The organism is Aquipuribacter aurantiacus, from assembly GCF_051216895.1.
Classification (GTDB): domain Bacteria; phylum Actinomycetota; class Actinomycetes; order Actinomycetales; family JBBAYJ01; genus Aquipuribacter.
This window is the reverse complement of the sequence record NZ_JBPKAO010000012.1, coordinates 117,894-142,103: the sequence shown is the minus strand read 5'-3', so window position 1 is coordinate 142,103 and position 24,210 is coordinate 117,894. Positions and strand designations below refer to the sequence as shown.

The 24,210-nt window shown below is 75.9% G+C and carries 21 protein-coding genes; 18 read left to right on the top strand and 3 right to left on the bottom strand.

Annotated elements, in window-relative coordinates; translation table 11 throughout:
- Window positions 1–16: 16 nt before the first annotated feature.
- A complete protein-coding gene (locus tag ACR80Q_RS15400) occupies window positions 17–886 on the bottom strand; it encodes an SGNH/GDSL hydrolase family protein (protein ID WP_435378524.1) in 870 nt (289 codons plus the stop codon).
- Between the two features lie 225 nt (window positions 887–1,111).
- Between ACR80Q_RS15400 and ACR80Q_RS15395 the strand changes: the two genes are divergently transcribed.
- The 7 genes from ACR80Q_RS15395 to heR all read left to right on the top strand — a co-directional run bounded on the left by ACR80Q_RS15395 (window position 1,112) and on the right by heR (window position 8,816).
- Window positions 1,112–2,524 (top strand): cystathionine beta-synthase, encoded by a 1,413-nt coding sequence (locus ACR80Q_RS15395; RefSeq protein WP_435378523.1) that lies wholly within the window; start codon window positions 1,112–1,114, stop codon window positions 2,522–2,524.
- Entirely contained in the window at window positions 2,521–3,816 is a 1,296-nt protein-coding gene (locus tag ACR80Q_RS15390; RefSeq protein WP_435378522.1) for a CehA/McbA family metallohydrolase, read from the top strand. Before ACR80Q_RS15395 ends, ACR80Q_RS15390 begins: the two co-directional genes overlap by 4 nt.
- Window positions 3,817–4,833: 1,017 nt before the next feature.
- Window positions 4,834–5,724: an ABC transporter ATP-binding protein gene (locus ACR80Q_RS15385; RefSeq protein ID WP_435378521.1), complete on the top strand. Its 891-nt coding sequence runs from the start codon at window positions 4,834–4,836 to the stop codon at window positions 5,722–5,724.
- Window positions 5,721–6,575 (top strand): ABC transporter permease, encoded by an 855-nt coding sequence (locus ACR80Q_RS15380; RefSeq protein WP_435378520.1) that lies wholly within the window; start codon window positions 5,721–5,723, stop codon window positions 6,573–6,575. Before ACR80Q_RS15385 ends, ACR80Q_RS15380 begins: the two co-directional genes overlap by 4 nt.
- Complete coding sequence (locus ACR80Q_RS15375) at window positions 6,572–6,814, top strand: helix-turn-helix transcriptional regulator (protein ID WP_435378519.1); 243 nt, start codon at window positions 6,572–6,574, stop codon at window positions 6,812–6,814. The genes ACR80Q_RS15380 and ACR80Q_RS15375 overlap by 4 nt, the downstream gene beginning before the upstream one ends.
- 70 nt (window positions 6,815–6,884) lie before the next feature.
- A complete protein-coding gene (locus ACR80Q_RS15370) occupies window positions 6,885–7,892 on the top strand; it encodes a DMT family transporter (protein WP_435378518.1) in 1,008 nt (335 codons plus the stop codon).
- A gap of 108 nt (window positions 7,893–8,000) precedes the next feature.
- The gene (gene heR / locus ACR80Q_RS15365) at window positions 8,001–8,816 is read left to right on the top strand and encodes a heliorhodopsin HeR (RefSeq protein WP_435378517.1); all 816 of its coding nucleotides are present in this window, start codon (window positions 8,001–8,003) and stop codon (window positions 8,814–8,816) included.
- Window positions 8,817–8,882: 66 nt separating this feature from the next.
- On the opposite strand, the gene msrA is transcribed toward heR, so the two are convergent.
- Window positions 8,883–9,572 carry a peptide-methionine (S)-S-oxide reductase MsrA gene (gene msrA / locus ACR80Q_RS15360; RefSeq protein WP_435378516.1) on the bottom strand — a complete coding sequence of 230 codons (690 nt, stop codon included), beginning with the start codon at window positions 9,570–9,572 and terminating at the stop codon, window positions 8,883–8,885.
- Between the two features lie 37 nt (window positions 9,573–9,609).
- On the opposite strand from msrA, the gene ACR80Q_RS15355 reads away from it, so the two are divergent.
- From ACR80Q_RS15355 to ACR80Q_RS15305, 11 genes are all read left to right on the top strand, one after another.
- Entirely contained in the window at window positions 9,610–10,377 is a 768-nt protein-coding gene (locus ACR80Q_RS15355; protein ID WP_435378515.1) for a DUF4129 domain-containing protein, read from the top strand.
- A 28-nt stretch (window positions 10,378–10,405) separates the two neighbouring features.
- A complete protein-coding gene (locus ACR80Q_RS15350) occupies window positions 10,406–10,990 on the top strand; it encodes a hypothetical protein (protein ID WP_435378514.1) in 585 nt (194 codons plus the stop codon).
- The gene (locus ACR80Q_RS15345; RefSeq protein ID WP_435378513.1) at window positions 10,987–11,979 is read left to right on the top strand and encodes an AAA family ATPase; all 993 of its coding nucleotides are present in this window, start codon (window positions 10,987–10,989) and stop codon (window positions 11,977–11,979) included. Before ACR80Q_RS15350 ends, ACR80Q_RS15345 begins: the two co-directional genes overlap by 4 nt.
- A gap of 163 nt (window positions 11,980–12,142) precedes the next feature.
- Complete coding sequence (locus ACR80Q_RS15340) at window positions 12,143–13,549, top strand: DUF58 domain-containing protein (RefSeq protein ID WP_435378512.1); 1,407 nt, start codon at window positions 12,143–12,145, stop codon at window positions 13,547–13,549.
- Window positions 13,546–14,007, top strand: coding sequence for a hypothetical protein (locus ACR80Q_RS15335; protein WP_435378511.1), 462 nt, complete (start codon window positions 13,546–13,548; stop codon window positions 14,005–14,007). Before ACR80Q_RS15340 ends, ACR80Q_RS15335 begins: the two co-directional genes overlap by 4 nt.
- Window positions 14,004–15,245: a cystathionine gamma-synthase gene (locus ACR80Q_RS15330; RefSeq protein ID WP_435378510.1), complete on the top strand. Its 1,242-nt coding sequence runs from the start codon at window positions 14,004–14,006 to the stop codon at window positions 15,243–15,245. The genes ACR80Q_RS15335 and ACR80Q_RS15330 overlap by 4 nt, the downstream gene beginning before the upstream one ends.
- Window positions 15,246–15,290: 45 nt before the next feature.
- Window positions 15,291–16,685, top strand: coding sequence for a glutamate mutase L (locus tag ACR80Q_RS15325; RefSeq protein ID WP_435378509.1), 1,395 nt, complete (start codon window positions 15,291–15,293; stop codon window positions 16,683–16,685).
- A gap of 29 nt (window positions 16,686–16,714) precedes the next feature.
- Complete coding sequence (locus ACR80Q_RS15320; RefSeq protein WP_435378508.1) at window positions 16,715–18,826, top strand: polysaccharide biosynthesis protein; 2,112 nt, start codon at window positions 16,715–16,717, stop codon at window positions 18,824–18,826.
- Window positions 18,823–19,902 carry an MraY family glycosyltransferase gene (locus ACR80Q_RS15315; protein ID WP_435378507.1) on the top strand — a complete coding sequence of 360 codons (1,080 nt, stop codon included), beginning with the start codon at window positions 18,823–18,825 and terminating at the stop codon, window positions 19,900–19,902. Before ACR80Q_RS15320 ends, ACR80Q_RS15315 begins: the two co-directional genes overlap by 4 nt.
- On the top strand, window positions 19,895–20,779 hold the full coding sequence (locus ACR80Q_RS15310) for an NAD-dependent epimerase/dehydratase family protein (protein WP_435378506.1): 885 nt from the start codon (window positions 19,895–19,897) through the stop codon (window positions 20,777–20,779). The genes ACR80Q_RS15315 and ACR80Q_RS15310 overlap by 8 nt, the downstream gene beginning before the upstream one ends.
- A 102-nt stretch (window positions 20,780–20,881) precedes the next feature.
- A complete protein-coding gene (locus tag ACR80Q_RS15305; RefSeq protein WP_435378505.1) occupies window positions 20,882–22,072 on the top strand; it encodes a glycosyltransferase family 4 protein in 1,191 nt (396 codons plus the stop codon).
- 7 nt (window positions 22,073–22,079) lie between these two features.
- On the opposite strand, the gene ACR80Q_RS15300 is transcribed toward ACR80Q_RS15305, so the two are convergent.
- Window positions 22,080–24,125, bottom strand: coding sequence for an FG-GAP-like repeat-containing protein (locus tag ACR80Q_RS15300; protein WP_435378504.1), 2,046 nt, complete (start codon window positions 24,123–24,125; stop codon window positions 22,080–22,082).
- Window positions 24,126–24,210 lie beyond the last annotated feature (85 nt).

The following is a 24,210-nucleotide window of genomic DNA, read 5'->3' as shown; positions in this document are numbered from 1 at the left end:
GAGGTCGACCCCTGGGTTACCCGCCGGTAACCGCGGCGTCGGCCTGCGCCTGGTCGTCACCGGTCCCGCCGCGCATCAGGTCCACCACGACCGGAACGACGTGGCCCATGGTGCGGCGGTAGCCGTCGGCAGAGGGGTGGAACCGGTCCTCGGCGAACATCGCCGCCGCGTCGTGACCGCGGAAGTCGTGGGCCATCAGGCCACGCAGGTCGACCGGGTGGCCGCCCGCGGCCAGCACGACACCGGTCTGCGCCTCGGCCAGCTGCCGGGACCAGCGCCCTCCGAGGGCCCGCAGCGGCTGCTGCACCGACGTGATGGTGCCCAGGTCCGGCACCGTGCCCACGACGACGAGGGCGCCGCCGGCGACGAGCCGGGTCACGGCCTCGCCGAGACGGCGGGCGGCCGAGGCGGTCGGGACCCGCTCCTTGACGTCGTTGCCGCCGATGATCACGAGCACGACGTCGGGCCGGACCCCGTCGGCCTCCAGGGCGTCGACCTGCCCCTCGAGCTCCGCCGACACCGCCCCGACCCTGGTCTCGGTCCGCAGGTCCACGGGGTGCCCCGTCGCGCGGGCCAGGCCGGTGGCCAGCAGCACGCCGGGGGTCGCGCCCGGGTCGTCGGCCCCGAGCCCGGCGGCTGCGGAGTCGCCCAGCACGCACAGCTGCAACGGCCGGTCCACCGGTAGGGAGGTGTCCACCCGGCCGTAGGCGTCGTAGCGCCCGTCCACGTCGAAGGGCGTGCTCATCCGCCCGATGATCCAGCGGCTGGCCAGCCGGGCCTCGGCCACCAGGACGCCCACCCCCGTGACGCCCAGCAGCGTCAGCCCGCCGCCGCCCAGGGCGACGGTCCGGCCGATCCGGCGGATGCCGGTCCGAGGCGTCGTCATGCTCTCGGTGATCGGCACGTCCGGCCGGCGGCGCGAGCGTGGACGGGCAGGTTCACCCGTCAGGGGTCCGCCCGCGGGCGCCGCGACCCGGCGGCGGACCGGACGGCGGCTGACGGGCATGGCACCAGGGTAGGCAGCCGCGGGGCCGTCGTCGTCGGAGTTCCGGGGACCCACCCGGTGAGCCCGGCGGCGAGGGCCCCCTCGGATGTCTGACACGATTGGGGGGTGCGTTATGCCGAGTCGATCGTGGACCTCGTCGGTGGAACACCTCTGGTCAGGCTCTCGCGGGTGACCCGCGGCCTGTGGCCGGGAGCCGAGGAGGGCAAGGGCCCGCTGGTGCTGGCCAAGGTCGAGTACCTCAACCCCGGCGGCAGCATCAAGGACCGGATCGCGCTGAAGATGGTGCTCGAGGCCGAGGCGAGCGGGGCGCTGCAGCCCGGTGGCACCATCGTAGAGCCCACCAGCGGCAACACCGGCGTCGGCCTGGCCCTGGTCGCCCAGCAGCGCGGCTACAAGTGCATCTTCGTCTGCCCGGACAAGGTCAGCGAGGACAAGCGCAACGTGCTGCGCGCCTACGGGGCCGAGGTCGTGGTCTGCCCGACCGCCGTCGAGCCGAGCCACCCCGACTCCTACTACTCCACCTCCGACCGGCTGGCCCGCGAGAGCCCCGGCGGCTGGAAGCCCGACCAGTACTCCAACCCCGCCGGCCCCGCGAGCCACTACGAGACCACGGGCCCGGAGATCTGGGACGACACCGACGGCCGGGTCACCCACGTCGTCACCGGCGTGGGCACCGGCGGCACCATCACCGGCGTCGGCCGGTTCCTCAAGGAGAAGTCCGCCGACCGCGAGGGCGGCGGCGTCCAGGTCATCGGCGTCGACCCCGAGGGCAGCGTCTACTCCGGCGGCACCGGCCGGCCGTACCTGGTCGAGGGCGTCGGCGAGGACTTCTGGCCCAGCGCCTACGACCCGAGCATCCCCGACGAGATCGTCGCCGTCAGCGACGCCGAGTCGTTCCACATGACCCGACGCCTGGCGCGCGAGGAGGGGCTGCTGGTCGGCGGCTCCTGCGGGATGGCCGCCGTGGGCGCGCTGAGGGTGGCCCAGCGGCTGGCCGAGGAGGGCCGTGACGACGCCGTCGTCGTGGTGATCCTCCCCGACGGCGGGCGCGGCTACCTGTCCAAGATCTTCGACGACCGCTGGATGGCGTCGTACGGCTTCGTGGCCCCCAACGGGGGGCGGACGGCCTCGGACGTGCTCCGGACCAAGACCGGCGACCTGCCGGCCCTGGTGCACACGCACCCGAACGAGACGCTGCGCGACGCGATCGGCATCCTGCGCACCTACGGCGTCTCGCAGATGCCCGTGGTCAAGGCCGAACCGCCCATCACCTCCGGCGAGGTCGCGGGTGCCGTGACCGAGGAGCACCTGCTGCAACGCGTGTTCACGGGGGCGGCCACACTGGCGGACCCCGTCGAGAAGCACATGGACTCGCCCCTTCCGCTGATGGGGGCGGGGGAGTCCGTGGACGCCGTCCGTGAGGCGCTCACGCTGTCCGACGCGGTGCTCGTGGTCGAGGACGGCAAGCCGGTGGGCGTCCTGACCCGGTTGGACCTGCTCGGCTTCCTCGCGCAGTGAGCGACGGTCCCGGGCACAGCCACGAGGCCACGGCCGGGGCGCTGCTGCTGCGCCCCCACAGCCGGGGCGAGGAGCCCCGCAAGGGCGCCTCCCGCGCCTCGGGGCTGCTCGCCGGGCCGCACCGCGACCTGGTGGCCGGGACCCAGGTGCTGCACGCGGACCTGCACAACCACACCGACCTGTCCGACGGGGCCGGTCACGCCGACGACGCGTTCGACTGCATGCGCGCCTCCGGCCTGGACGCCGCCGCCCTGACGGACCACGCCGGGTTCACCGACCTGGCCTCGCTCGAGCGGGTGCGCAAGGTCGTGCCCTGGGCCGGGATGCCCGTCAAGCTCATCACCGACGCCGACTTCGTCCGGGCGGGCGAGCTCGCCGCGGCCGCCGACGACCCCGGCGCGTTCACCGCGATCCGCGGGTTCGAGTGGACGACGCCGCACCTGGGCCACGTCAACGTGTGGTTCTCGCAGACCTGGATCCCGGTCGACGACCGCGCGGGCATCCAGGGCCTGCACGACTGGATCGCCGGTCCCGTCCCCGGCCCCGACACGCTGTTCGGGCTCAACCACCCCGGCCGCGAGCCGCTGCGCTTCGACTCCTTCGCCCACGACCCGCGCCTCACCGACCGCCTGGTCAGCATCGAGGTGTTCAACCGCACCGACGACTACCTGTTCGAGGGCTACCGCAACGGTCTGGGCAGCCCGATGCTGGCGTGCCTGGCCGCCGGGTGGCGGCCCGGGCTGCTCGGGGTGTCCGACGAGCACGGCCGCCGCTGGGGCTTCGAGCCCGGGCTCGGCCGGGGCGGGCTGTGGGTGCGCGAGTGGACCCGGGCGGGCGTGCGCGAGGCCCTGGCCGCGCGCCGCTTCTACGCCACGCGGGAGCCCGGTCTGCGCCTGGACGTCGTGGCCTCGCTCGGTCCGGACGTCGCCGGTCCGGCGGCGGCGCGGCTCGGTGGCACCCTCGAGGTCCCCGCCGGGACCCGGTCCCTGGAGCTCGCGGTCGACGTGGACGCGGGACCGGCCTCGACCGGGCGCGACGTCGAGCTGCAGGTGCTGACCACCGGTCTCACGGTGCCCACGGTCCTGGCCGTGCAGCGGGCGCAGTCGGGGCGTCCGGCCACGGTCCGGGTCGACCTGCAGGGGGAGTGGGAAGCCGACGAGGTGCCCTGGCTCGTCGTCCGGGTCGCCGACCCGGCCGCACGCAACCTCCAGCCGGGACCCGACGGGCACCCCAGCAACAACCGCGCCCTGGCCTACGCCAGCCCCATCCGGCTGGAGCCCGCCGGCGGCTGACCCCGCGCCACCGCCCCGCCCGGCCCCGCCGTGCTGCGTGCGCGTCTCGTGTGGGACGTTTCCGTGCGCTTCGGGGGCCGGGGGCGCGCGGAACGTCCCACACGTGTGGCTGACCCTGCTCGTGCGCAGGCCGCTCCTGCTCGTGCGCGTCTCGTGGGGGACGTTTCCGTGCGCTTCGGGGGCCGGGGGCGCGCGGAACGTCCCACACGTGTGGCTGACCCTGCTCGTGCGCAGGCCGCTCCTGCTCGTGCGCGTCTCGTGGGGGACGTTTCCGTGCGCTTCGGGGGCCGGGGGCGCGCGGAACGTCCCACACGTGTGGCCGACCCTGCCCGTGCGCGGGCCGATCCTGCTCGTGCGCGTCTCGTGTGGGACGTTTCCGTGCGCTTCGGGGGTTGGGGGCGCGCGGAACGTCCCACACGCGTGGTCGACCCTGCTCGTGCGCGGGCCGACATGCTCGTGCACGTCCCGTGGGGGACGTTTCCGTGCGCTTCGGGGGTTGGGGGCGCGCGGAACGTCCCACACGCGTGGTCGACCCTGCTCGTGCGCGGGCCGACATGCTCGTGCACGTCCCGTGGGGGACGTTTCCGTGCGCTTCGGGGGTTGGGGGCGCGCGGAACGTCCCACACGCGTGGTCGACCCTGCTCGTGCGCGGGCCGACATGCTCGTGCACGTCCCGTGGGGGACGTTTCCGTGCGCTTCGGGGGTTGGGGGCGCGCGGAACGTCCCACACGCGTGGCCGCCCCTGCTCGTGCGTGGGCCGACATGCTCGTGCACGTCTCGTGGGGGACGTTTCCGTGCGCTTCGGGAGCTGGGGGCGTGCGGAACGTCCCACACGTCGAGGGGTGCGGGCGAGGGCTCGGCCCGGCAGGGGCCCGGCGGGGCTTGCGGAAATAGCACTAGTGCTACCGATGTAGCAGGTCTACTATCGCTCGGGACGGTGACCGACGACGGAGGGGGACGGTTGTGCCGACTCAGCGGAGCACGGGCGAACCGGTCGTGCAGGTGCGTGGCCTGCGGATGCGGTACGGGACGAACGACGTGCTGGACGGCGTCGACCTGCACATCAGCCGGGGCGAGGTGCTCTGCCTGCTGGGGCCCAACGGGGCCGGCAAGACGACCACCATCGAGATCCTCGAGGGCTTCCGGGCCCGTTCGGAGGGTGAGGTCGACGTGCTGGGCAGCGACCCCCAGACCGGGGACGAGGCGTGGCGCGCGCGGGTCGGGGTGGTGCTGCAGTCCTGGCGCGACCACCCGCGCTGGACGCCGCGCAAGCTCCTGACCCACCTGGGTCGCTACTACGAGCCGTACGCGACGCCGGAGCGGCCGCGCCCCTACGACGTCGCCGAGCTCATCACGATGGTCGGCCTCGACCCCATCGCCGACCAGAAGATCGTCACCCTGTCCGGGGGGCAGCGCCGGCGTCTGGACGTCGCCATCGGCATCATCGGCCGCCCCGAGCTGCTGTTCCTGGACGAGCCGACCGCCGGGCTGGACCCGATGGCGCGGCGTGACTTCCACGACCTGGTCCACCGGCTGTCGGACCTGGAGGACACCACGGTCCTGCTCACCACGCACGACCTGGCCGAGGCCGAGCGGCTGGCCGACCGGATCCTCGTGCTGGCGGCCGGGCGGATCGTCGCCGACGGCAGCGCGGAGGAGCTGGCCCGGCAGGTCGGGCGGGAGGCGCAGGTCACCTGGACGGTGGACGGCGAACGGTTCGTCCACGCCACGGCCGACGCCACCGCCTACGTCCGGCAGCTGTTCGCCCAGCACGGGGACGCGCTGGGCGACCTCGAGGTCCGCCGGGCCACCCTCGAGGACACCTACGTGGAGATGGTCCACCGGTACGAGACCGGTGGCCCCGGGGACCCGCAGGAGCGCCGCGGGGCGCTGGAGGTGGTCGCGTGAACGTCAGGCTGCACGCAGTCGGGGTCGGGGTCCGCCGCGGCCTCACCGAGTTCGTCCAGAGCCTGCGGAGCCCGCAGGACCAGGGCTTCTACCTGTTCTTCGGGGTCGCCACGGTCATCTTCCTGTACGTCAACCGCACCAACGAGGTGGAGGGCACGGACCTGCTGTACCCGGCCGTCGCGCTGCCCAGCATCCTGGGGGCGCTGCTGGTGTTCAACGCCATGCTGGGGCCGGCGTTCGCGCTGGCCATGGAGCGCGAGGACGGCACCCTGCTGCGCGCCAAGGCCGTGCCCAACGGGATGGTCGGCTACGTCAGCGGCCAGGCCGTCTACCACTCGCTGGGCCTGCTGCCCATGCTGCTGGTGGTCCTCGTGCCCAGCACCATCCTCTTCGACGGGGTGCTGCCCGGCGGCGCGTCGGCGTGGCTGACGTTCGCCTGGGTGGTCGTGCTGGGGCTGCTGGCCACGCTGCCGATCGGCATGATCATCGGGGCGCTCGTGCCCAGCACGCAGAAGGTCTCGACCTGGGGGATGCTCCCGATCCTGCTGCTGACCGGCATCTCCGGGATCTTCGTCCCGCTGCAGGCGATGTGGGGCTGGCTGCAGGTCGTCGCCCAGGTCTTCCCGCTGTACTGGATCGGTCTCGGGCTGCGATCCGCGTTCCTGCCCGAGGCCGCCGCCGCCATCGAGATCACCGGCACGTGGCGCACCTGGGAGACGGTGGCCGTCCTGAGCGCCTGGGCCGCCCTCGCCCTCGCCCTGACGCCGGTCGTGCTGCGCCGGATGGCGCGCCGGCAGTCCGGCTCGGCCGTGGAGGCGGCACGGCAGGCCGCCGTGCAGACCATCCGGTGAGCGACAGCGACGTCCACAACCGCATCGCGGCCCTGCGGGTCGAGGGCGGTGTGACCCGCCGGGAGCTCGCGGACGCGCTCGGGGTGCACTACCAGACCGTCGGCTACCTGGAGCGGGGCGAGTACAGCCCGTCGCTGCACCTGGCGCTGCGGATCGCGGAGTTCTTCGCCGTCCCGGTCGAGGTGGTGTTCTCGACCCGGCCGTTCCCGACGATCTCCGGGGCCGAGCGCTCGGCCTGAGCCGACCCGGCCGGCCACCACGTCCTGGACGGGCCGGGCGGTCGGGCGGGTCGGCGGCCACACTGCCGACGTGACCGAACCCCGCGTGCAGGCCCCGCCCCGTCCCGGCGGGACCGCCGTCCGCCGTGGTCCGGGCTACACCCTGCTCCTGCTGGGCATCCTCATGTTCGTCGTCAACGCCGGGGTGTCCCGGCTGGCCCTGGTGAGCGGCATCGAGCCCGTCCCGCTCGCGTCCGTGCGGATCGCCGGCACCGCGCTGGTGCTGGGTGCCGTGCTCGTGCTGACCGGGCGGGCCCGGACGCTGCGGGTGACCTGGCGCGAGCTGCCGCTGCTCACCGTCTACGGCATCGCAGGCGTGGGCCTGGTGCAGCTGAGCTACTTCGTGGCGATCCAACGGCTGCCCATCGGGCTCGCGCTGCTGCTGGAGTACCTGGCGCCGCTGCTGGTCGCCCTGGTCGCACGGTTCCTGCTGCACGAGCAGGTGAGCGCGTTGCTGTGGCCGGCGCTCGCGCTCAGCCTGGGCGGGCTCGCGCTGGCGCTGGGGCTGGGCGGGGGCGAGGTCGACCTGGACGTCGTCGGCGTCGTCGCCGGGCTGGTCGCGGCCGTGTCGTTCGCCACGTACTTCCTGCTGGGCGAGCGGATCGTGCGGCACCGCGACCCGCTGTCGACGACGTTCTGGGGCTTCGCGATCCCGGGGCTGCTGGCCACCGCGTTCGCCCCGTGGTGGGGCACGCTCGCGGACTCGTCCCAGGTCCAGGTGCAGCTGCCGGAGGCCATCGGCGGCGGTGAGGTGCTGCTGCTGCTCGTCGTGCTGTGGGTGATCCTGCTGGGCACGCTCGGGCCGTTCGCCGCCTCGACCGCAGCGCTGCGCTACATCCCGGCCACAGTCGTCACCGTGGTCGCGACCCTGGAGCCGGTCGGGGCGGCCGTGCTGGCCTGGTGGTGGTTCGACGAGTCCCTGACCGGGCTCCAGGTGCTGGGCTTCGGGCTCGTCCTGTCCGGGGTGGTGCTGGCGCTGCTCGCGCGCGGCATCCCCGCCGAGGACGAGCCGGACACCCCCGTGCTGCCCCCGACCTGAGGGGCGCGCACGCCCGGTGGGCGCGTGGCGGTGGTCGCGTGAGCGGGGCAGCCGGGAGATGATCATCGGGACCCGGCGAGGGCCGCGGTCAGGACCTGGAGGTCATCCGTGACGCACGCCGCCGACACCCCGCCCGACGCGCTGCCCGAGTCCTCGCGCGACGACGACACCACCGGGAGCCTGCGCGGGCTCCGTGGGTTCAACCTGGGCGCGGCCGCCCTGCACGCGGTGCAGGCCGTGGCGGTGCTGGTCCTGGCGAACGACTTCGCGCTGCCGGTGACCGCGGCCTACCTGAACGGCCCGCCCGGGTCGGGCCTGTACGAGCAGCTGACCCTGTTCGACTCGCCCATCGGGCTCGGGGTGGCGCTGTTCCTGGCGCTGTCGGCGTTCTTCCACCTGCTGGTCGCCTCGCCCTGGGGCCACCCGCGCTACCTGGGTGGGCTGCGCGAGCACCACAACTACTTCCGCTGGGTCGAGTACGCGCTGTCGAGCTCGGTGATGATCGTGCTCATCGCGCAGATCACCGGCATCGCCGACGCCGCCGCCCTGATGGGCCTGTTCGCGGTCAACGCGACCATGATCCTGTTCGGCTGGCTGCAGGAGCGCTACGAGCAGCCCGGCAGCGGACGGTGGCTGCCGTTCGTGTTCGGCAGCATGGCCGGCGCCGTGCCGTGGCTGGCGATCCTGCTGTACGTGCTGGCCCCCGGCTCGCAGAGCGAGGCCGCCCCGCCGGCGTTCGTCTACGGGATCATCGTGTCGCTGTTCCTGTTCTTCAACGTGTTCGGGCTCAACCAGGCGCTGCAGTACGCCCGCGTCGGCAAGTGGCGTCGCTACGCCTACGGCGAGCGCGTCTACATCGTGCTCAGCCTGGTCGCCAAGTCGCTGCTGGCGTGGCAGGTGTTCGGCGGCACGCTCGCCGGCTGAGCCTGGGCGGCCGACGGGACGCGCGCTGCCCCCGAGGGTGGCCGGCCGCCCAGCCCCCGGAGCGCCTCAGGCCTCGGGGAGGCTGGCGCGGGCGGCGTCCTGGCCGTGGGCGGCCAGGTCGTAGCCCACCTGGCAGAACCCGTGGTTGCAGTAGCCGCCGGGGTTCTTGGCCAGGTACTGCTGGTGGTAGTCCTCGGCGTAGTAGAACGGGCCGGCCTCGGACGCGGGCCGGATCTCGGTGGCGATCTGGCCGTAGCCGTCGGCGCTCAGCGCGCGCTGGTAGCGCTCGCGGGAGTCGCGGGCGGCGGCGGCCTGCTCGTCGGTGGTGGTGAAGATCGCCGAGCGGTACTGGGTGCCGACGTCGTTGCCCTGCCGGTTGGGCGTCGTCGGGTCGTGGTTCTCCCAGAACTCCTTGAAGACCCGCTCGAGCGGCACGACGGCCGGGTCGAAGACCACCAGCGCGGTCTCGGTGTGGCCGGTGCGGGCCGTGCAGGTCTCCTCGTACGTGGGGTTCGGGGTGTGGCCGCCCATGTAGCCGACGGCCGTGGTGTGGACCCCGTCCAGGCGCCAGAAGATCCGCTCGGCGCCCCAGAAGCAGCCCATCGCCACGTAGAGCTCCTGGTGGCCCTCGGGCCAGGGACCGACCAGCGGGGAGCCCTTGACGGTGTGCCGGGCCGGGACGCGCACGGGGGTGTCGCGCCCGGGCAGGGCCTCCTCGGGCGTGACCAGGGTTGTCTTGCGGGTGCCGAACAGCATGCGTTCCTCCTCGAAGGGTGTCTGCGGGTGCAACCAGATGCCCCCCGCGATCGTTCCCGGGGTCGCGCCGACCCCGGGCCCGCTGTGGTGGGATGAGCCGGTGGTGCGGGTCGCGGGGGTCGCGGGCGCCGCCGTGCTGGGTCTGACGGCGGTGGTGCTGTCGGTGGTGCTGGGGCCGCCGAGGTTCGCCCGGGACAGCCTGCTCGACCGGTTCCGCCTGGTCGGGGACCCGGGCTCGGCGCCCGAGTCGCTCGAGGCGGTCGACGACGGGACGTCCCAGCCGGTCGACGTCCCGGAGCCGCTGCTCGGGGTACCCGTCGAGGTCGTCCTGGCGGTGCTGGTGACCACGGTCGCCGCCGCCCTGCTCGTCCGCTCGCTGCTGCGGGCCCGGCACGAGCCGTCCGCCGCCCCCGACCTGGACCCCCTCGTCGAGCCGCCCGCGGGCGCGCCCGTCGACATCGCGGGGGTGCGCGAGGCGGTCCGTCACGCGGCGAGGGGGCTGGACGAGCCGGGCCGCGACGCGGCGGACGTGGTGGTCGGCTGCTGGGTGCGGCTGGAGGAGGCGGGCGGCACGGCCGGGACCGGGCGGCGACCCAGCGACACCCCCACGGACTTCGCCCACCGGCTGGCGGCCGCGGTTCCGGGGCTGGACCCCGACGCGCTGCTGCGGCTGCGGGCGGTGTACTCCCGGGTGCGGTTCGGCCCGGCCGGCGCCACGGCCGGTGACGTCGGCGTGGCCCGCGCGGCGCTGGCGGACCTGGTGGCCACGCTCGACCCGGTCGACCGGACCGGGCCCCGCACGTGACGCAGGCTCCCACGACGCGGCGGTCGCGGTGACGAGCCGGTTCGGCCGAAGGCCCGCCGTCGGGCCGCGGGGGCCGTCCGGCCGGAGCCCGCTGCGTGACGCCGCGCCCGGGCCCGCACGCTGGGCGGGGGCCGTCGCCGCCGCATCGGCCGTCGTCGGGCTCGGGCTGGTCGGGGGTGTCTCGCCCGAGCGGTCGGCCCTGCTGGCCGCGGCCGCCGCGGTGGCGGTGCTGGCCGTGCGCGTCGCCGGTGACGACCTGACCTGGCCGCCGCGCCCGGCCCGCAGGACACGTCCGGGCTGGCACGGGGTCGCCACGACGCTGCGTCAGCTCGAGGGGGCCCGGACCGACGGCGGTGACCGCGCGACGTTGCGGGCGCGGCTGGCCCGCCTCGAGCGCGACGGGCCGCACCCGGCGGCCGGCGCCGTCCGCGCCGTCGTCGGGGGCGCCGCGACCACCGGGCGTCGCAACCGGCGGCCCCGCACCCCGACCGACCGCACCCCGACCGACCGCACCCCGACCGACCGCACCCCGACCGATCCGACCCCGACCGATCCGACCCCGACCGATCCGAGCCCGACCGCCCGCACCCCGAACGGCAGGAGCCAGCCGTGAGCAGCGACCCCGACCCGATCGTCCCGCTCCCCGTCCCGGAGGTGGCCCGCCTCGCCCAGGAGGTGCTGGCGGAGGTAGGCACCGCCGTGGTCGGCATGCAGGGCCCGCTGCGGCTGGCCCTCGCGGCGGTGCTCGCCGGTGGCCACGTGCTGTTCGAGGACGTGCCCGGCCTGGGCAAGACGCTCGCCGCGCGCAGCCTGGCCGGGGCCCTGGGGCTGCAGTTCACCCGGCTGCAGTGCACCCCCGACCTGCTGCCGGCCGACGTCACCGGCGCGTTCGTCTACGACCCGACGCGGGCGGTGTTCGAGTTCCGGCCGGGACCGGTGTTCACGGGCCTGCTGCTCGCCGACGAGATCAACCGCACCCCGCCCAAGACGCAGGCCGCGCTGCTGGAGGCGATGCAGGAGGGGCAGGTGACCGTCGAAGGTCGGACCCACCCCCTGCCCCGACCGTTCCACGTGCTCGCCACGGCCAACCCGGTCGAGTACGAGGGCACCTACCCGCTGCCCGAGGCCCAGCTCGACCGGTTCCTCGTGCGGGTCGCGGTCGGCTACCCGCTGCCCGCCCACGAGGCGGACGTGCTCGTCCGTCGGGTGTCACGCCGGCAGGAGGCCGCCCCCGTGCGGGCCTGCGTCGACGCGGCGACGGTGCTGCGGATGCAGGCCGGCGTCGAGCAGGTGGACGTCGACCCTGACGTCGTCGCGTACTGCGTGGCCCTCGCCGCCGCGACGCGGTCCCACCCGGCCGTCGACGTCGGGGTGTCGCCACGCGGCAGCCTGGCGCTGCTGCTGCAGGCCAGGGCGCTCGCGGTGCTCGACGGCCGGGACGTGGTGCTGCCCGAGGACGTCAAGGAGGCCGCCCCGGCCGTGCTCACCCACCGCCTCACCCTGGGCGTGCAGACCTGGAGCGGCACCGTGACCGCCGACTCGGTGGTCACCGACGTGATGGCCGCCGCCCCCGCGCCGGCCGCCGCCCCCACGGCCCGCTGACCCGCGTGGCAGACGACCCGGTACGGCAGACGACCCGGTGCGGCTGGTGACCCGGTGCGGCAGACGACCGGTGCGGCTGGTGACCCGGTGCGGCTGGTGACCCGGTGCGGCTGGTGACCCGGTGCGGCTGGTGACCCGTGCGGCTGGTGACCCGGTGCGGCCGATGACGTCGAGCGCCCGCGCCGACCGGCGGCCCGCCGCGCCCGAGGGGCAGCCGTGGCGGATGACGGCGGCCTACCGGCGGGCCCTGGGCCTGGGGGTGGGTGGGCTCGCCGTCGGCCTGGCCCTGGGCTCGGTCGACGTCGCCCTGCTCGCGCTGCCGCTGGCCCTGACCGCGGTGCTGGCGGCCGGCCGTCGCCCGGTGCTCGTCGCGGCCCCGACCCGGGTCGTCCCCGCGGGCCCGGCCACGGTCGACGTGGCCCTGCCCGTGACGATCGAAGTGACCGGCTCCCCGCGGGCGGTCGGCGCCGAGCTCGTGGTGGTCCGGGTGCCGGGGCCCGCACCGGAGGACGGTCTCGACCCGACCGGCGGCGTCGTCGCGGTGCGGCCGCGGGCCCGCCGCCGTGACCTCGTCGCCACCACCGTGCCGCGGACCTGGGGACGACGGACCGTCGCCCGCCCCGACGCGCTGTGCGTCGCCCACGACGGCCTGCTGGTGGTGGGGCCCGTCCTCGGCCCGGTGCAGGAGCAGCTCGTGGTGCCGGCGGTCGGCACCGCGGTCGCAGGACCGCTCCCGCCGCACCCGACGTCGGTCCTCGGCCGCCACGTCACCCGACGCACCGGGGACGGCAGCGAGCTGTACTCCGTCGACGCCTTCCGCAGCGGCGACCGGATGCGGCACATCGACTGGCGCGCCACCGCGAGGCGCGGCCACGGCGCCGCGGGGCTCGTGGTCCACGTGCGCCGGACGGTGGTGGAGGCCGAGGGCCAGGTCGTCCTGCTGCTGGACACCCGCGCCGACCTGCAGGCCGACGTGGCGGGCTGGTCGGTGCCCGGACCGCTGGACGGCGGCGCGCTCGGTCCCGGCAGCAGCCTGGACCAGACCGTCACCACCGCCGTCGCGCTCGCCGCCGCGCACCTGCAGGCCGGGGACCGGGTCGCCTCGGTCGACCTCACGGTCCGCGGCCGCGCCGTGGGCCCCGGGGCCGGGCGGCGGCAGCTGCAACGGCTGCGGACCGTGCTGGCGGAGACCACGGCCACCGGCACGTCCTTCACCCCTCGCGGCGCGCGTGGTGGCGCGTTCCGGCTGCCCCGGCGCCTGCTCGAGCTGGTGCCCGCCCGCGCCCTGGTGGTCGTGCTGTCACCGTTCCTGGACGACGAGGTCGCGGCCCTGGCCGGGGAGCTGCGGCGGTGCGGGCGTTCCACCGTCGGAGTGGACTGCCTGCCGTCGGGGCTGCGGCCGGACCCCGGGGCGGCGGCGGGGGAGGCGGCCCTCGGGCTGGTGCTCGCCGAGCGGCAGCAGAGGATCGCGGGGCTGGCGTCGGCGGGCGTGGACGTGCTGCCCGCCGGCGCCGACCTGACCGCCGCCACCCGGCGCCTGGTCCGGGCCCGGCAGCGGTCCGCACGATGACGCGGGAGGGCAAGACGAGGCCGGAGGCCGCGGCGGGCCTGCCGGTCGGCCTCACCCGGCACGTGAGCGGTCTGCTGCCCCGGGTGGGGCTGGTCGCGGCCGCCGCCACCGGTGTGGCCGCGCAGACCCTGGGGCTCGACGTGCCGGTGGGTCCGCTGCTGCCGGTGGTCCTCGCGCTCCTGGCCGCCTGGCGGCCCGCCCTGCCGACGGTCGGCCCCGCGGTCCTCGGGCTGATGGTGCTGGCCGTCGTCGGCGGGGGCGGGCCCGACCTGCGCGACGCCGTCACGGTGCTCGCGGTCCACGTGCTGCACGTGTCGGCGGGGCTGTCGGCCGCGGTACCGGTGGCGGCGCGGCTGGAGCTGGCCGCGCTCCGCCCGACCTGGCAGCGGTTCCTGCTGGTGCAGGTGGTCAGCCAGGCGGCGGTGGTCCTCGCGATGGCCGTTAGCCTGGCTCGGTGAGCGCCTCCCAGGACCGTCCGAGCACCCAGGGCTTCTCGACCCGAGCCATCCACGTCGGTTCCGAGCCCGACCCGTCGACCGGTGCGGTGATCCCGCCGATCTACGCGACGTCGACCTACGCCCAGGACGGCGTCGGCGGGCTGCGGACCGGGCTGGGCGTGGGCTACGAGTACAGCCGCTCCGGCAACCCGACCCGCACGGCGCTGGAGTCCGCGCTGGCCGCGGTCGAGTCGGCGGCCGGTGAACCCACCCGTGCGCTGTCGTTCGCGTCGGGGCTGGCGGCCGAGGACGCCCTGGTCCGCACCCTGACCCGCCCCGGCGACCACGTCGTGCTGCCGGGCGACGCGTACGGCGGCACCTACCGGCTGTTCGCCAAGGTCGCCGAGCCGTGGGGCGTCCAGTTCGCGACCGCCCCGACCGACGACCTGGACGCCGTGGCCCGCGCGATCGTCCCGGGCCGGACCCGGTTCGTCTGGGTCGAGACCCCGACCAACCCGCTGCTCGGCGTCAGCGACATCGCCGCCGTGGCCGAGGTCGCCCACGCCGCGGGCGCGCTGCTCGTCGTCGACAACACCTTCGCCACGCCGTACCTGCAGAACCCGCTCGAGCTGGGCGCCGACGTCGTCGTGCACTCCACGACCAAGTACGTGGGCGGGCACAGCGACGTGGTCGGGGGCGCCCTGGTCGTCCGCGCGCCCGAGGCGGTCGGTGCGGCCACCGACCCCCACACCGGGGAGCCGCTGGCGGACCGGCTGGCCTGGCACCAGAACGCCATGGGGGCCGTGTCCGGGCCGTTCGACGCGTTCCTCACGCTGCGCGGGCTCAAGACCCTCGCGGTCCGGATGGAGCGGCACTCGGCGTCCGCCGCGGTGGTCGCCGCCCACCTGGTCGAGCACCCGGCCGTCGCGCAGGTGCTGTACCCGGGCCTGGACAGCCACCCCGGTCACGAGGTCGCCGCCCGGCAGATGCGGCTGGCGGGCGGCATGGTCAGCTTCCGGCTGCGCCACGGCAAGGACGCGGCGCTCAAGACCTGCGCGTCCACCGAGGTGTTCACCCTGGCCGAGAGCCTGGGCGGGATCGAGTCGCTGATCGAGCACCCCGGTGACATGACCCACGGGTCGGTCGCAGGGACCGCGCTGGAGGTGCCCGACGACCTGGTGCGGCTGTCGGTGGGGCTGGAGGACGTCGCCGACCTCGTCGACGACCTCGACCGGGCGCTGGCCGCCGCCTCCGCCTGAGGCGGGGCGAGTCGTAGGGCCGGCGCGCAGGTGGACGGTGTGCGGGTGTGCGTCGACGTCGGCTCGACGTGGACCAAGGCGCTGCTGGTCGACGTCGGCGCGACCGTACCCACCGCCGTGCGCGTCGGGGCCGCGGTCGCCGGGGCGGGGACGGGCGGTCGGCCCGCCTCGCTGACCTGCGAGGGCGTGCTGGCCACGGCCCAGCACCGCACCACGGTCGACACCGACGTGATGGACGGCGTCGCCGGCGTCCTGGCACGCCTGGGCGAGCAGGCGGGGACCCACCCGGTCGCGTTCGGGGAGCCGCTGGTCTGCAGCTCGGCCGGGGGAGGGCTCCGCCTGGCCGTCGTGGGCTACGAGCTGGTCGTCACGGCCGAGGCGGCCCGACGGGCGGCGGTGAGTGCGGGCGGCCGCGTCGTCCACCTGGCCCACGGCGTCCTGGACCACGACGCCGTGCAGGCGCTGGTCGCGGCCCGGCCCGACGTCGTCGTGCTGACCGGGGGGACCGACGGCGGCGACGGCGACGTGCTGCTGGCCAACGCCGCGGCCCTGGCCCCGGTGCTGGCCCCGGGGTCGGTGCCGGGCCTGCCGGTGGTGCTGGCGGGCAACGCCGCGGTCGCCGAGCAGGCGGAGGCCCTGCTGGTGGCGGCCGGTGTCGAGGTCCGCCGCACCGCCAACGTGCTGCCCCGGATCGGACGGCTGAACCCCGGCCCGGCCCGTGAGGCCGTCCGGTCGGCGTTCCTGCGCCACGTCATCGGCGGGGACCGGCTCAGCCGCGGGCGCGGCTTCGACCGGCTCGTGCTCGCCGCGACCCCGGACGCCGTGCTGCTCGGCGTGCAGCAGCTGGCCACCGCCCACCCCGGTGGGGTCCTCGCGGTCGACGTCGGCGGCGCGACCACGGACGTGTACTCCGTGCTGTCCCAGCCCGCGGCCGACAGCGTCGAGGCCGACGTCGCCGGGCTCGAGACGGCCTCACGCACCGTCGAGGGCGACCTGGGGATGCGCTGGTCCGCCCCCGGTGCGGCCGCGGCGGCCGAGGTCGAGGGGCTGCAGGCCGGGCTGCTCGGACCGCTGGAGCCGGACGTCGTCGCCGCGCTCGCCACCGACCCCGGACGGCTGGCCGACGACCGGCGGTCCCACGACCGGGACACCGACCTGGCCATGGTCGCCGCCGTCGCCGCGACGCGTCGCCACGCCCGGCCCGCCACGCCCGGGGCGGCGGCCCGGCCGCTGCGCGACGTCGAGCTGCTCGTCGGCTCCGGCGGCGTGCTGCGCCACGGCGACGCGGACCGGGCCGGGCGGGTCCTGGGGGCGGTCCTGTCCGACCACGCGGGCCTGTGGCACGTGCCCGACGGGGCCGCCCTCGCGGTGGACCACCACTCCGTGCTGTGCGCGCTGGGGCTGCTGGCCCTCGCCGACGGGGCGCGGGAGCACCGGTAGCGCCGCCTGCTCGCACTATCGTGACGGACGTGCCACCCGCAACGGACGACATCCGCCTGCCCGCCGGGGAGTCCCACGGCGAGGACGCCCGGCGGGGCAGCACGTTCGTGCGCTGGTGGACCGGGCCCACCAAGGCCGGCCTGGACGCGGTGGTCCTCATCGGGGCGACCCTGCTCACCGTCACCGCCCGCCTGGACCTGACCGCGTCGCGCTACGTCGACCCCGTCGGGCTGCTCTGGTACCTCGTCGTGGTGGTCGCGGTCCTGCTGGCCGTCGGCACCGCCGTGGTCTACCGGGGCCAGTACCGCTACGGCTCGTTCGAGGAGATCAGCGTGCTCGCCATCGTGGTGGGCGTGTCGGCGGTCGCCGGGCTCGCCTTCGCGGTGCTGGTGCCCGGCGCGGACGGGCTGCGGGTCGTGCCGCTGTCGGTGCCGGTGGTGTCCGCCGCCCTGTCGCTGATCGGGATGGCGGGCCTGCGCTGGATCGGGCGCCGTGCGATCGACGCCCAGACCGCGCCCGCCGACGACGTCGAGCGGGTCCTGGTGCTGGGCGCGGGCGAGAGCGGCTACCAGATCATCCGGGCCATGCTCAAGGACCCGTCGAGCCCGTTCCGGCCCGTGGGCCTGGTCGAGGACGACCTCAACAAGAAGAACCTGCGCATCGAGGGCGTCCGCGTCCTGGGCCCCAGCGACCAGCTGCCGGAGCTGGCCCGCCGGACCGGTGCGACCACGCTGATCCTCGCCGTGCGGACCGCCAACGCCGCCGACGTCCGCACGCTCGCCGCGAGCGCCCGGGCGGCAGGGCTGCGGCTGCTGTCCGTGCCGTCGACGTCCAAGATGCTGGGCAGCGAGCTCGGCCTCGGCGACATCCGGGCCCTGACGGTCGAGGACCTGCTCGGGCGCCACCAGATCTCCACCGACGTCCACGAGATCGCCGCGTACCTGACCGGGCGCCGCATCCTCGTGACCGGCGCGGGCGGGTCCATCGGCTCCGAGCTCTGCCGCCAGATCCACGCCTTCCAGCCCTCGGCGCTCATCATGCTGGAGCGGGACGAGAGCGCCCTGCACGCGGTGCAGCTGAGCATCGAGGGCCACGCGCTGCTGGACTCTGCGGACCTCGTGCTGGCGGACATCCGCGACCGTCGCCGCCTCGACGAGGTGTTCGCCGAGCAGAAGCCGGACGTCGTGTTCCACGCGGCGGCGCTCAAGCACCTGCCCCTGGTGGAGGCCAACCCGGGCGAGGCCCTGCAGAGCAACGTCTGGGGCACCCTGAACGTGCTCGACGCCGCGCACCGCAACGGGGTGCAGCGCTTCATCAACATCTCCACCGACAAGGCCGCGGACCCCACCAGCGTGCTGGGCTGGACCAAGCGGATCGCCGAACGGCTCACCGCGCAGTACGCGGAGGACGGCTCCCTGTACATGTCCGTCCGGTTCGGCAACGTGCTGGGCAGCCGGGGCTCGGTGCTGCACACCTTCGCCGACCAGGTGGCCCGCGGCGGTCCGATCACCATCACCGACTCCCGCGTGACCCGGTACTTCATGACCGTCCCGGAGGCCGTGGAGCTCGTCATCCAGTGCGGGGCCATCGGCAGCGCCGGCGAGAGCCTGGTGCTGGACATGGGGGAGCCGGTGCTCATCGCCGAGCTCGCCATGCGGATCGCCGACCTGGCCGGGGCGACGGTCGAGATGGTCGAGACCGGGCTGCGTCCCGGTGAGAAGCTGCACGAGGACCTGATCGGGGCCGACGAGGTCGGCACCCGCCGCGCCCACCCGCTCATCACCCACGTGCCCGTCCCGCCGCTGCCCCCGCAGCTGGTGCAGGGCGTGGACCCCTGGCGCCCGCGCGCGCAGGTGGTCGCGGACCTGCGGGCGTTGTCGGAGCACGGGGTGACGGTCCCGCCGTCCCAGGTCCCGGTCGGCCCGGGGTCGCCCACCACGGCCCCGCCCACCGCGGCTCCGCCCACCCCGGCCCCGCCCACCACGGCCCCGCCCACCGCGGCTCCGCCCACCCCGGCCCCGCCCACCACGGCCCCGCCCACCGCGGCTCCGCCCACCCCGGCCCCGCCCACCACGGCCCCGCCCACCCCGGCCCCGCCCACCCCGGTCCCGCCCGCCGGCGTCCCCGGGCCGCTGCGGTGACGCTGGACGTCGCCGCGGCCACCGCGGCCGGGGCGGCTGCCGCCGCCGTCGCGGCGTTCCTGGTGACCGGCGTGGTGGCCTCGCTCCTGCCGTCGCTGCTGCGCCGCGCCCACATGGTCGACTCCGCGGGCGAGCGTTCCTCCCACGTCCTGCCCACCCCTCGCGGGGGCGGGATCGCGGTCCTGCTGGGGCTGGTCGCGGCCACGGTCGTCGTCGCGGCGACGCAGACCACCGACGACGTCGCGGTCTGGCTGGCGGCCATGACGGCGGTCGCGGTGGGGGCCGGCTTGATCGGGCTGGTCGAGGACCTGCGGGGGATCCCGCCCGCCGCCCGGGCCGTGCTGCAGCTGGTGGTGGGGGCCGGGGCCGGGGTGCTCGTGGTGGTCCTGGACGACGCCAGCTGGGTCTGGGTCCCGGTCGCGGCGGTCGCGGTCGCCGCCTACGTCAACGCCGTCAACTTCATGGACGGCCTCAACACCATGACGGGCCTGCACGCGGTCGTCGCCGGGACGGCCTTCGCGGTGTTCGGCGCCGACCAGGCCGGCCTGCACGGCGACCCCACCCGCTGGCTGGTGCCGGCCGGGCTCGCGGTCGCGGGCGCCGGGCTCGCGTTCCTGCCGTTCAACGGGCTGACCGGCGGACCGGCGCGGATGTTCCTGGGTGACGTGGGTTCCTACGGCCTGGGCGGCGCGCTGGCGTTCCTGGCCGGGGCCGGGTTCCTGACCGGCCTGCCCCTGGAGATGGCGCTCGCGCCGCTCGTGGTCTGGTTCGCGGACACCGCGCACACCCTCGTGCTGCGGATCTCGGCGGGGGAGCGGTGGTACCTGCCGCACCGCACCCACGCCTACCAGCGGCTGACCGACGCCGGCTGGTCGCACCGGCAGGTGGCCCTGGCCGCGGCCGGGTTCACCCTCCTCGCGGTGCTGGTCGCCGGGTTGGTGGCCGACCAGGCCCTGGTCTGGCGGTTGGCCGGTGCCGTCGCGCTCGTGCTCGTCGGGTGGCTGTGGGTCAAGCTGCCGTCCTGGCTCGGGCACCCGTCGCCCTGGGGTCAGGTCGCCCGGGCCAGGCGTGGCTGAGGCTCTCGGGCCCGGGCCCGTTCGTCGCTGGGCCGTGCTCGGGGCCGGGGGCTTCGTCGGGGCAGGGGTGGTCACCGCCGCCCGGGAGGCCGGGGTGCAGGTCGTCCCCGTCACCGCCCCGCGGCTGACCGCGGAGCCGGCCGGGAGCAGCCCCGTCGACCTGCTGCGGGCCGCGCAGGAGCCGGCGGACGCGCTCGCGGGGGCGCTCGCGGGCTGCGACGTCGTCGTCAACGCGGCCGGGCTGGCCACGCCGGGCGACCCGGGGTCGGCGGCCATGACGGGCGCCAACGCGCTGCTGCCCGGTGTCGTGGTCCTCGCGGCCGCCCGCGCGGGCGCCCGGCGCGTGGTCCACCTGTCCTCGGCGGCCGTCCAGGGGGACCGGGCCGTCCTGGACGCCGGCGACGACGTGGACCCGCGCACCCCCTACGCCCGGTCCAAGGCCACGGGTGAGGCCGTCGTCCGGGAGGCCGCCCGCCGCACCGGAGTCACCGCCGTCGTGGCCCGGGCGACCAGCGTGCAGGGCGAGGGACGCGGCACCACGCGGTCGCTGGAGCGGTTCGCCCGGTCCCGGGTGGCCAGCGTCGCCGGTGCCGGGGAGGACCCGGTGCCGGTGACGAGCCTGGCCGGGCTCGGACGCTGGGTGGTGGACCTGGCCACCGCGCCGTCCCCGCCGGCGGTGTCCCTGCAGCCGTGGGAGGGCTGGACCACGGCCGGGCTGCTGCGCGAGCTGGGCGGTCGGGAGCCGGTGCACCTGCCCGTCCCGCTGGCCCGCCTCCTGGTGCGCGCCGGGTACGCCGCGAGCTCGCTGCTGGGCGGGCGGGGGCGCGCCGCGGTCCGGCGGGTCGAGCTGGTGTGGTTCGGGCAGCGGCAGCGCTGACGCACGGCCGGGCCGGGCCGGGAGCCGTGCCGGTTCGTCTACCGTGGGCCGCATGGACGTGACCGTGCCCCAGGGGTCCGCGCCCACCGCGGCCCGCGCCCGATGAGGGTCTGCCTGCTGACCCACTACTACGAGCCGGAGGTCGGGGCGCCGCAACGTCGCTGGTCCGCCATCGTGCCCGAGCTCGTGGCCGCGGGGCACCAGGTCACGGTCGTCACCACCCGGCCGCACTACCCCGTGGGCCGCGCCGGGGCCGGGGCGCCGGGGACCGGCCGCAGCCGGGGCCGCCACGGCGAGACGGTGGTCCGGGTCCCGTACGTGCCCTACGACCGGGCGCGCCGCGGGCGCCGGTTCGCCGACCAGCTGCTGGTGGCCGCGCTGTCGCTGGTCCCCGCGCTGCGGGCCCGTCCGCAGGTGGTCATCGCCACCGTGCCCGGCCTGCCGACCATGGTGACCGGGCGGGTGCTGGCCGTCCTGGCCCGGGCCCGGCAGGTCGTCGACATGCGCGACGCCTGGCCGGACCTGCTGGTGGACGCCGGCGCCGGGCCGGGTCCCCTGGTGGCGCTGGCCCAGCGGTACTTCACCCGGCTGCAGCGCCGGGCCGACGTCGTCACCTCCGCCAGCTCCAGGTTCGCGGAGCGGCTGCGCGCGCGCGGCGTGCCCGACGTCGTGCACATGCGCAACGGCTTCGACGTCGGCCTGGTCGAGGTGCTGCCGCCGCCCCCCGCGGTCGAGGGCCGGCCGTTGCGGGTGCTGTACGCGGGGACCGTCGGGGAGTCGCAGGCGCTGGGCTCCGCGGTGCGGGCGGTCGGGCTGTGCCCCCCGGGTTCCGTCGAGCTGACCGTGGTGGGCCACGGGGCGACCCTCCCGGACCTGCTCGCCGAACGGGCCGCCCTGCCGGACCCGACGGCGGTGGTGGTGCTGCCGCCGACGGACCCCGCCGGGGTGCGGCGCCTGCTCGCCGACTCCGACACCGGGCTGGTCCCGCTGCGCAGCTGGCCCGGGTTCGAGGTGACGGTGCCGTCCAAGCTGTACGAGCTGATGGCGCTGGGGCGCCACGTCTGCGCCTCGCTCGCGGGCGAGGCCGCCGAGATCGTCGTCACCTCGGGGGCCGGTGACGTCGTCCCGCCCGAGGACCCCGCCGCCCTCGCGGGCCTGTGGCAGGAGCTGGCGGCGGACCCCGGCCGGCTGGTGGTGGGAGAGGCGCCCCGCCGGTGGGTGGCCGAGCACGCGGACGACGCGGTGCTCGCCCGCCGGTGGGCGGACCTGGTGGGGCGCCTCGCCCCGGGCTGACGCGCCCTCAGTCGAGGATGGTGAGGGCGCCCCAGCCGTTGCCGATCTGCACCGACCCGGAGAACGGGCCTCGGCCGGTGCCGCGGTACAGGACGAGTCGGTTGTCGCTGGTCTTGGCGATCACGTCGTTGCCGCCCGCCCGGTCGAAGTCACCGAGGCCGACGATCTGCTTCATGCCGCCCCAGCCGTTACCGATCTGGGTCCGCGTCGCGATGGCCCCGTCGGGGCCCGCCTCGTAGAGGAACAGCAGGCCGGTGGAGCCCTGACGGGCGATGAGGGCCGGCGTGTCCGCGGTGGCGAACGCGCCGGCGGGGACGAGCTCGTTCATGCCTCCCCAGCCCTGCCCGACCTGCCGGGTGGTGAGGAAGCCGTCCTTGCCGTCGCCGCGGTACAGGTTGAGGGCGCCGGTGGACCGGACCCGGGCCAGCACGTCGACGTTGCCGTCGCCGTCCCAGTCCCCGACCCCCACGATCGCGTCGATCCCGCTCCACGAGCCGCCGATCGGCCTGGCGCTGAGGAACCCGCCGCGGCCGTTGCTGCGGTACAGCCACAGCTGGCCGCCGACGACGGCGCGGGCGAGGACGTCCGGGTGGCCGTCGTTGTCCCAGTCGCCGACCATCGTGACGAGGTCGCGGGACTTCCAACCCTGCCCGATCTGGCGCGGCGCCCGGAAGCCCGCGCTGCCGTTGCCGGGGTAGAGGAGCAGGCGGCCGAGGCCGTCCAGCGCGACCACGTCGGCGCGGCCGTCGCCGTCGAAGTCCTTGGGGAAGGTGCGGTCGACCACAGGCGCCGGCTCGGGCGGCGGGGGCGGCGTGGCGGCCGCGAGCCGCTGCTGCACGTCGTTGACGATGCCCGACATCCGGGACACGAGGTTGACGCCGGGGCAGCTGGTGAAACCGATGTCACGGTGCGCGGCGAAGGTCGGCACGGACACCGACGTGCCCGCGGGGTGGCGGGAGGTGCCGCCACCGGCGGAGGTGAGGCGGGTGGTGGTCTTGGCCTCGATGCCGAACTCCCACATCTTCCAGGCCGCGACCTCGGCGAGGCGCGTGACGACGACCGACGGGACGGCGCCGGTCTGGTAGTTGCCCATCACCGAGATGCCGTAGGTGTCGTTGTTGAACCCACCGGAGTGCGCGCCCTGGGGTGTGCCCGTCGCGCTGCCCCGGCGCCCCTCGTAGACCGTGCCGTAGCGGTCGACCAGCAGGTTGTAGCCGATGTCCGCCCAGCCCAGGGAGCCGGTGTGGTAGGCGTAGATGCCCCGCATCTGCTGCACCGACTGGGCCTGGGTGTAGGTGTTGGTGCCGGCCGTGTGGTGCAGGACGAGGGCCGACACCCCGTCGTTGGTGCCGCTGCTGCGGGCGAGGCGCTCGTCGGCGCCCCACTGGGCGCGGGTCACGACGGTGGGCGGGGTGATCCCTGCCGCGGCGGATGCGAGCTCGACGTCGCCCTGGCCGACCAGCTGGTCGTGGTCGGACGTGCCGGGGTCGATGAGGTCGACCTCGAGGCCCTCCGGCATGCTGCCGTCGGCCGAGTCGACCCGGACCTGGACCCCGTCGGCCCCACCGGTCAGCAGGGGCTCCGTGCCCTCGCGGGTGCTGCCGCGGGCCTCGTCGGTGCCCGCGTCGGGGGCGTTGTCGTTGAGCCCCAGCAGGTGCCACGCGGTCCAGTCGCCGGCCTCGCGGACGCGCACCTGCACCTGGATCCCGGCCGGAGCCGTCCCCGCGTCCCAGGTCACCCCGGCCGCGACGAACTCCTCGACGTCCAGGCGCTCGGTGAGGACGTCGGCCTCCGCGGCCTCCGCGGAGAACTCCGGCGGCGCGGCGCTCGCGGCGACGGAGGGCTCGACCGAGGGGACCGGCTCCGCGGCGTCCGTGGCGGCCGACGACGTCTCGGCCGCGGCCACCGACTCCTCGACGACCTCCGCGAGGTCGATGGTCTCCACCTGCGGCGTGACCGGCGGGGCGGCGGGGGTGATGACCGCGTCCGCCGGCATCCCCACCAGGGCGGTGGAGACGGTGGCGGCGACGATGATGGGCGCGAGCAGCTGCATGGTCGAGAGGGTCCCGTCTGTGTTCGGCTACGTCTGCAGGGTCATCGACCCGTCGCACGCGCTTCTTGACCCGGGGTGCCGGACG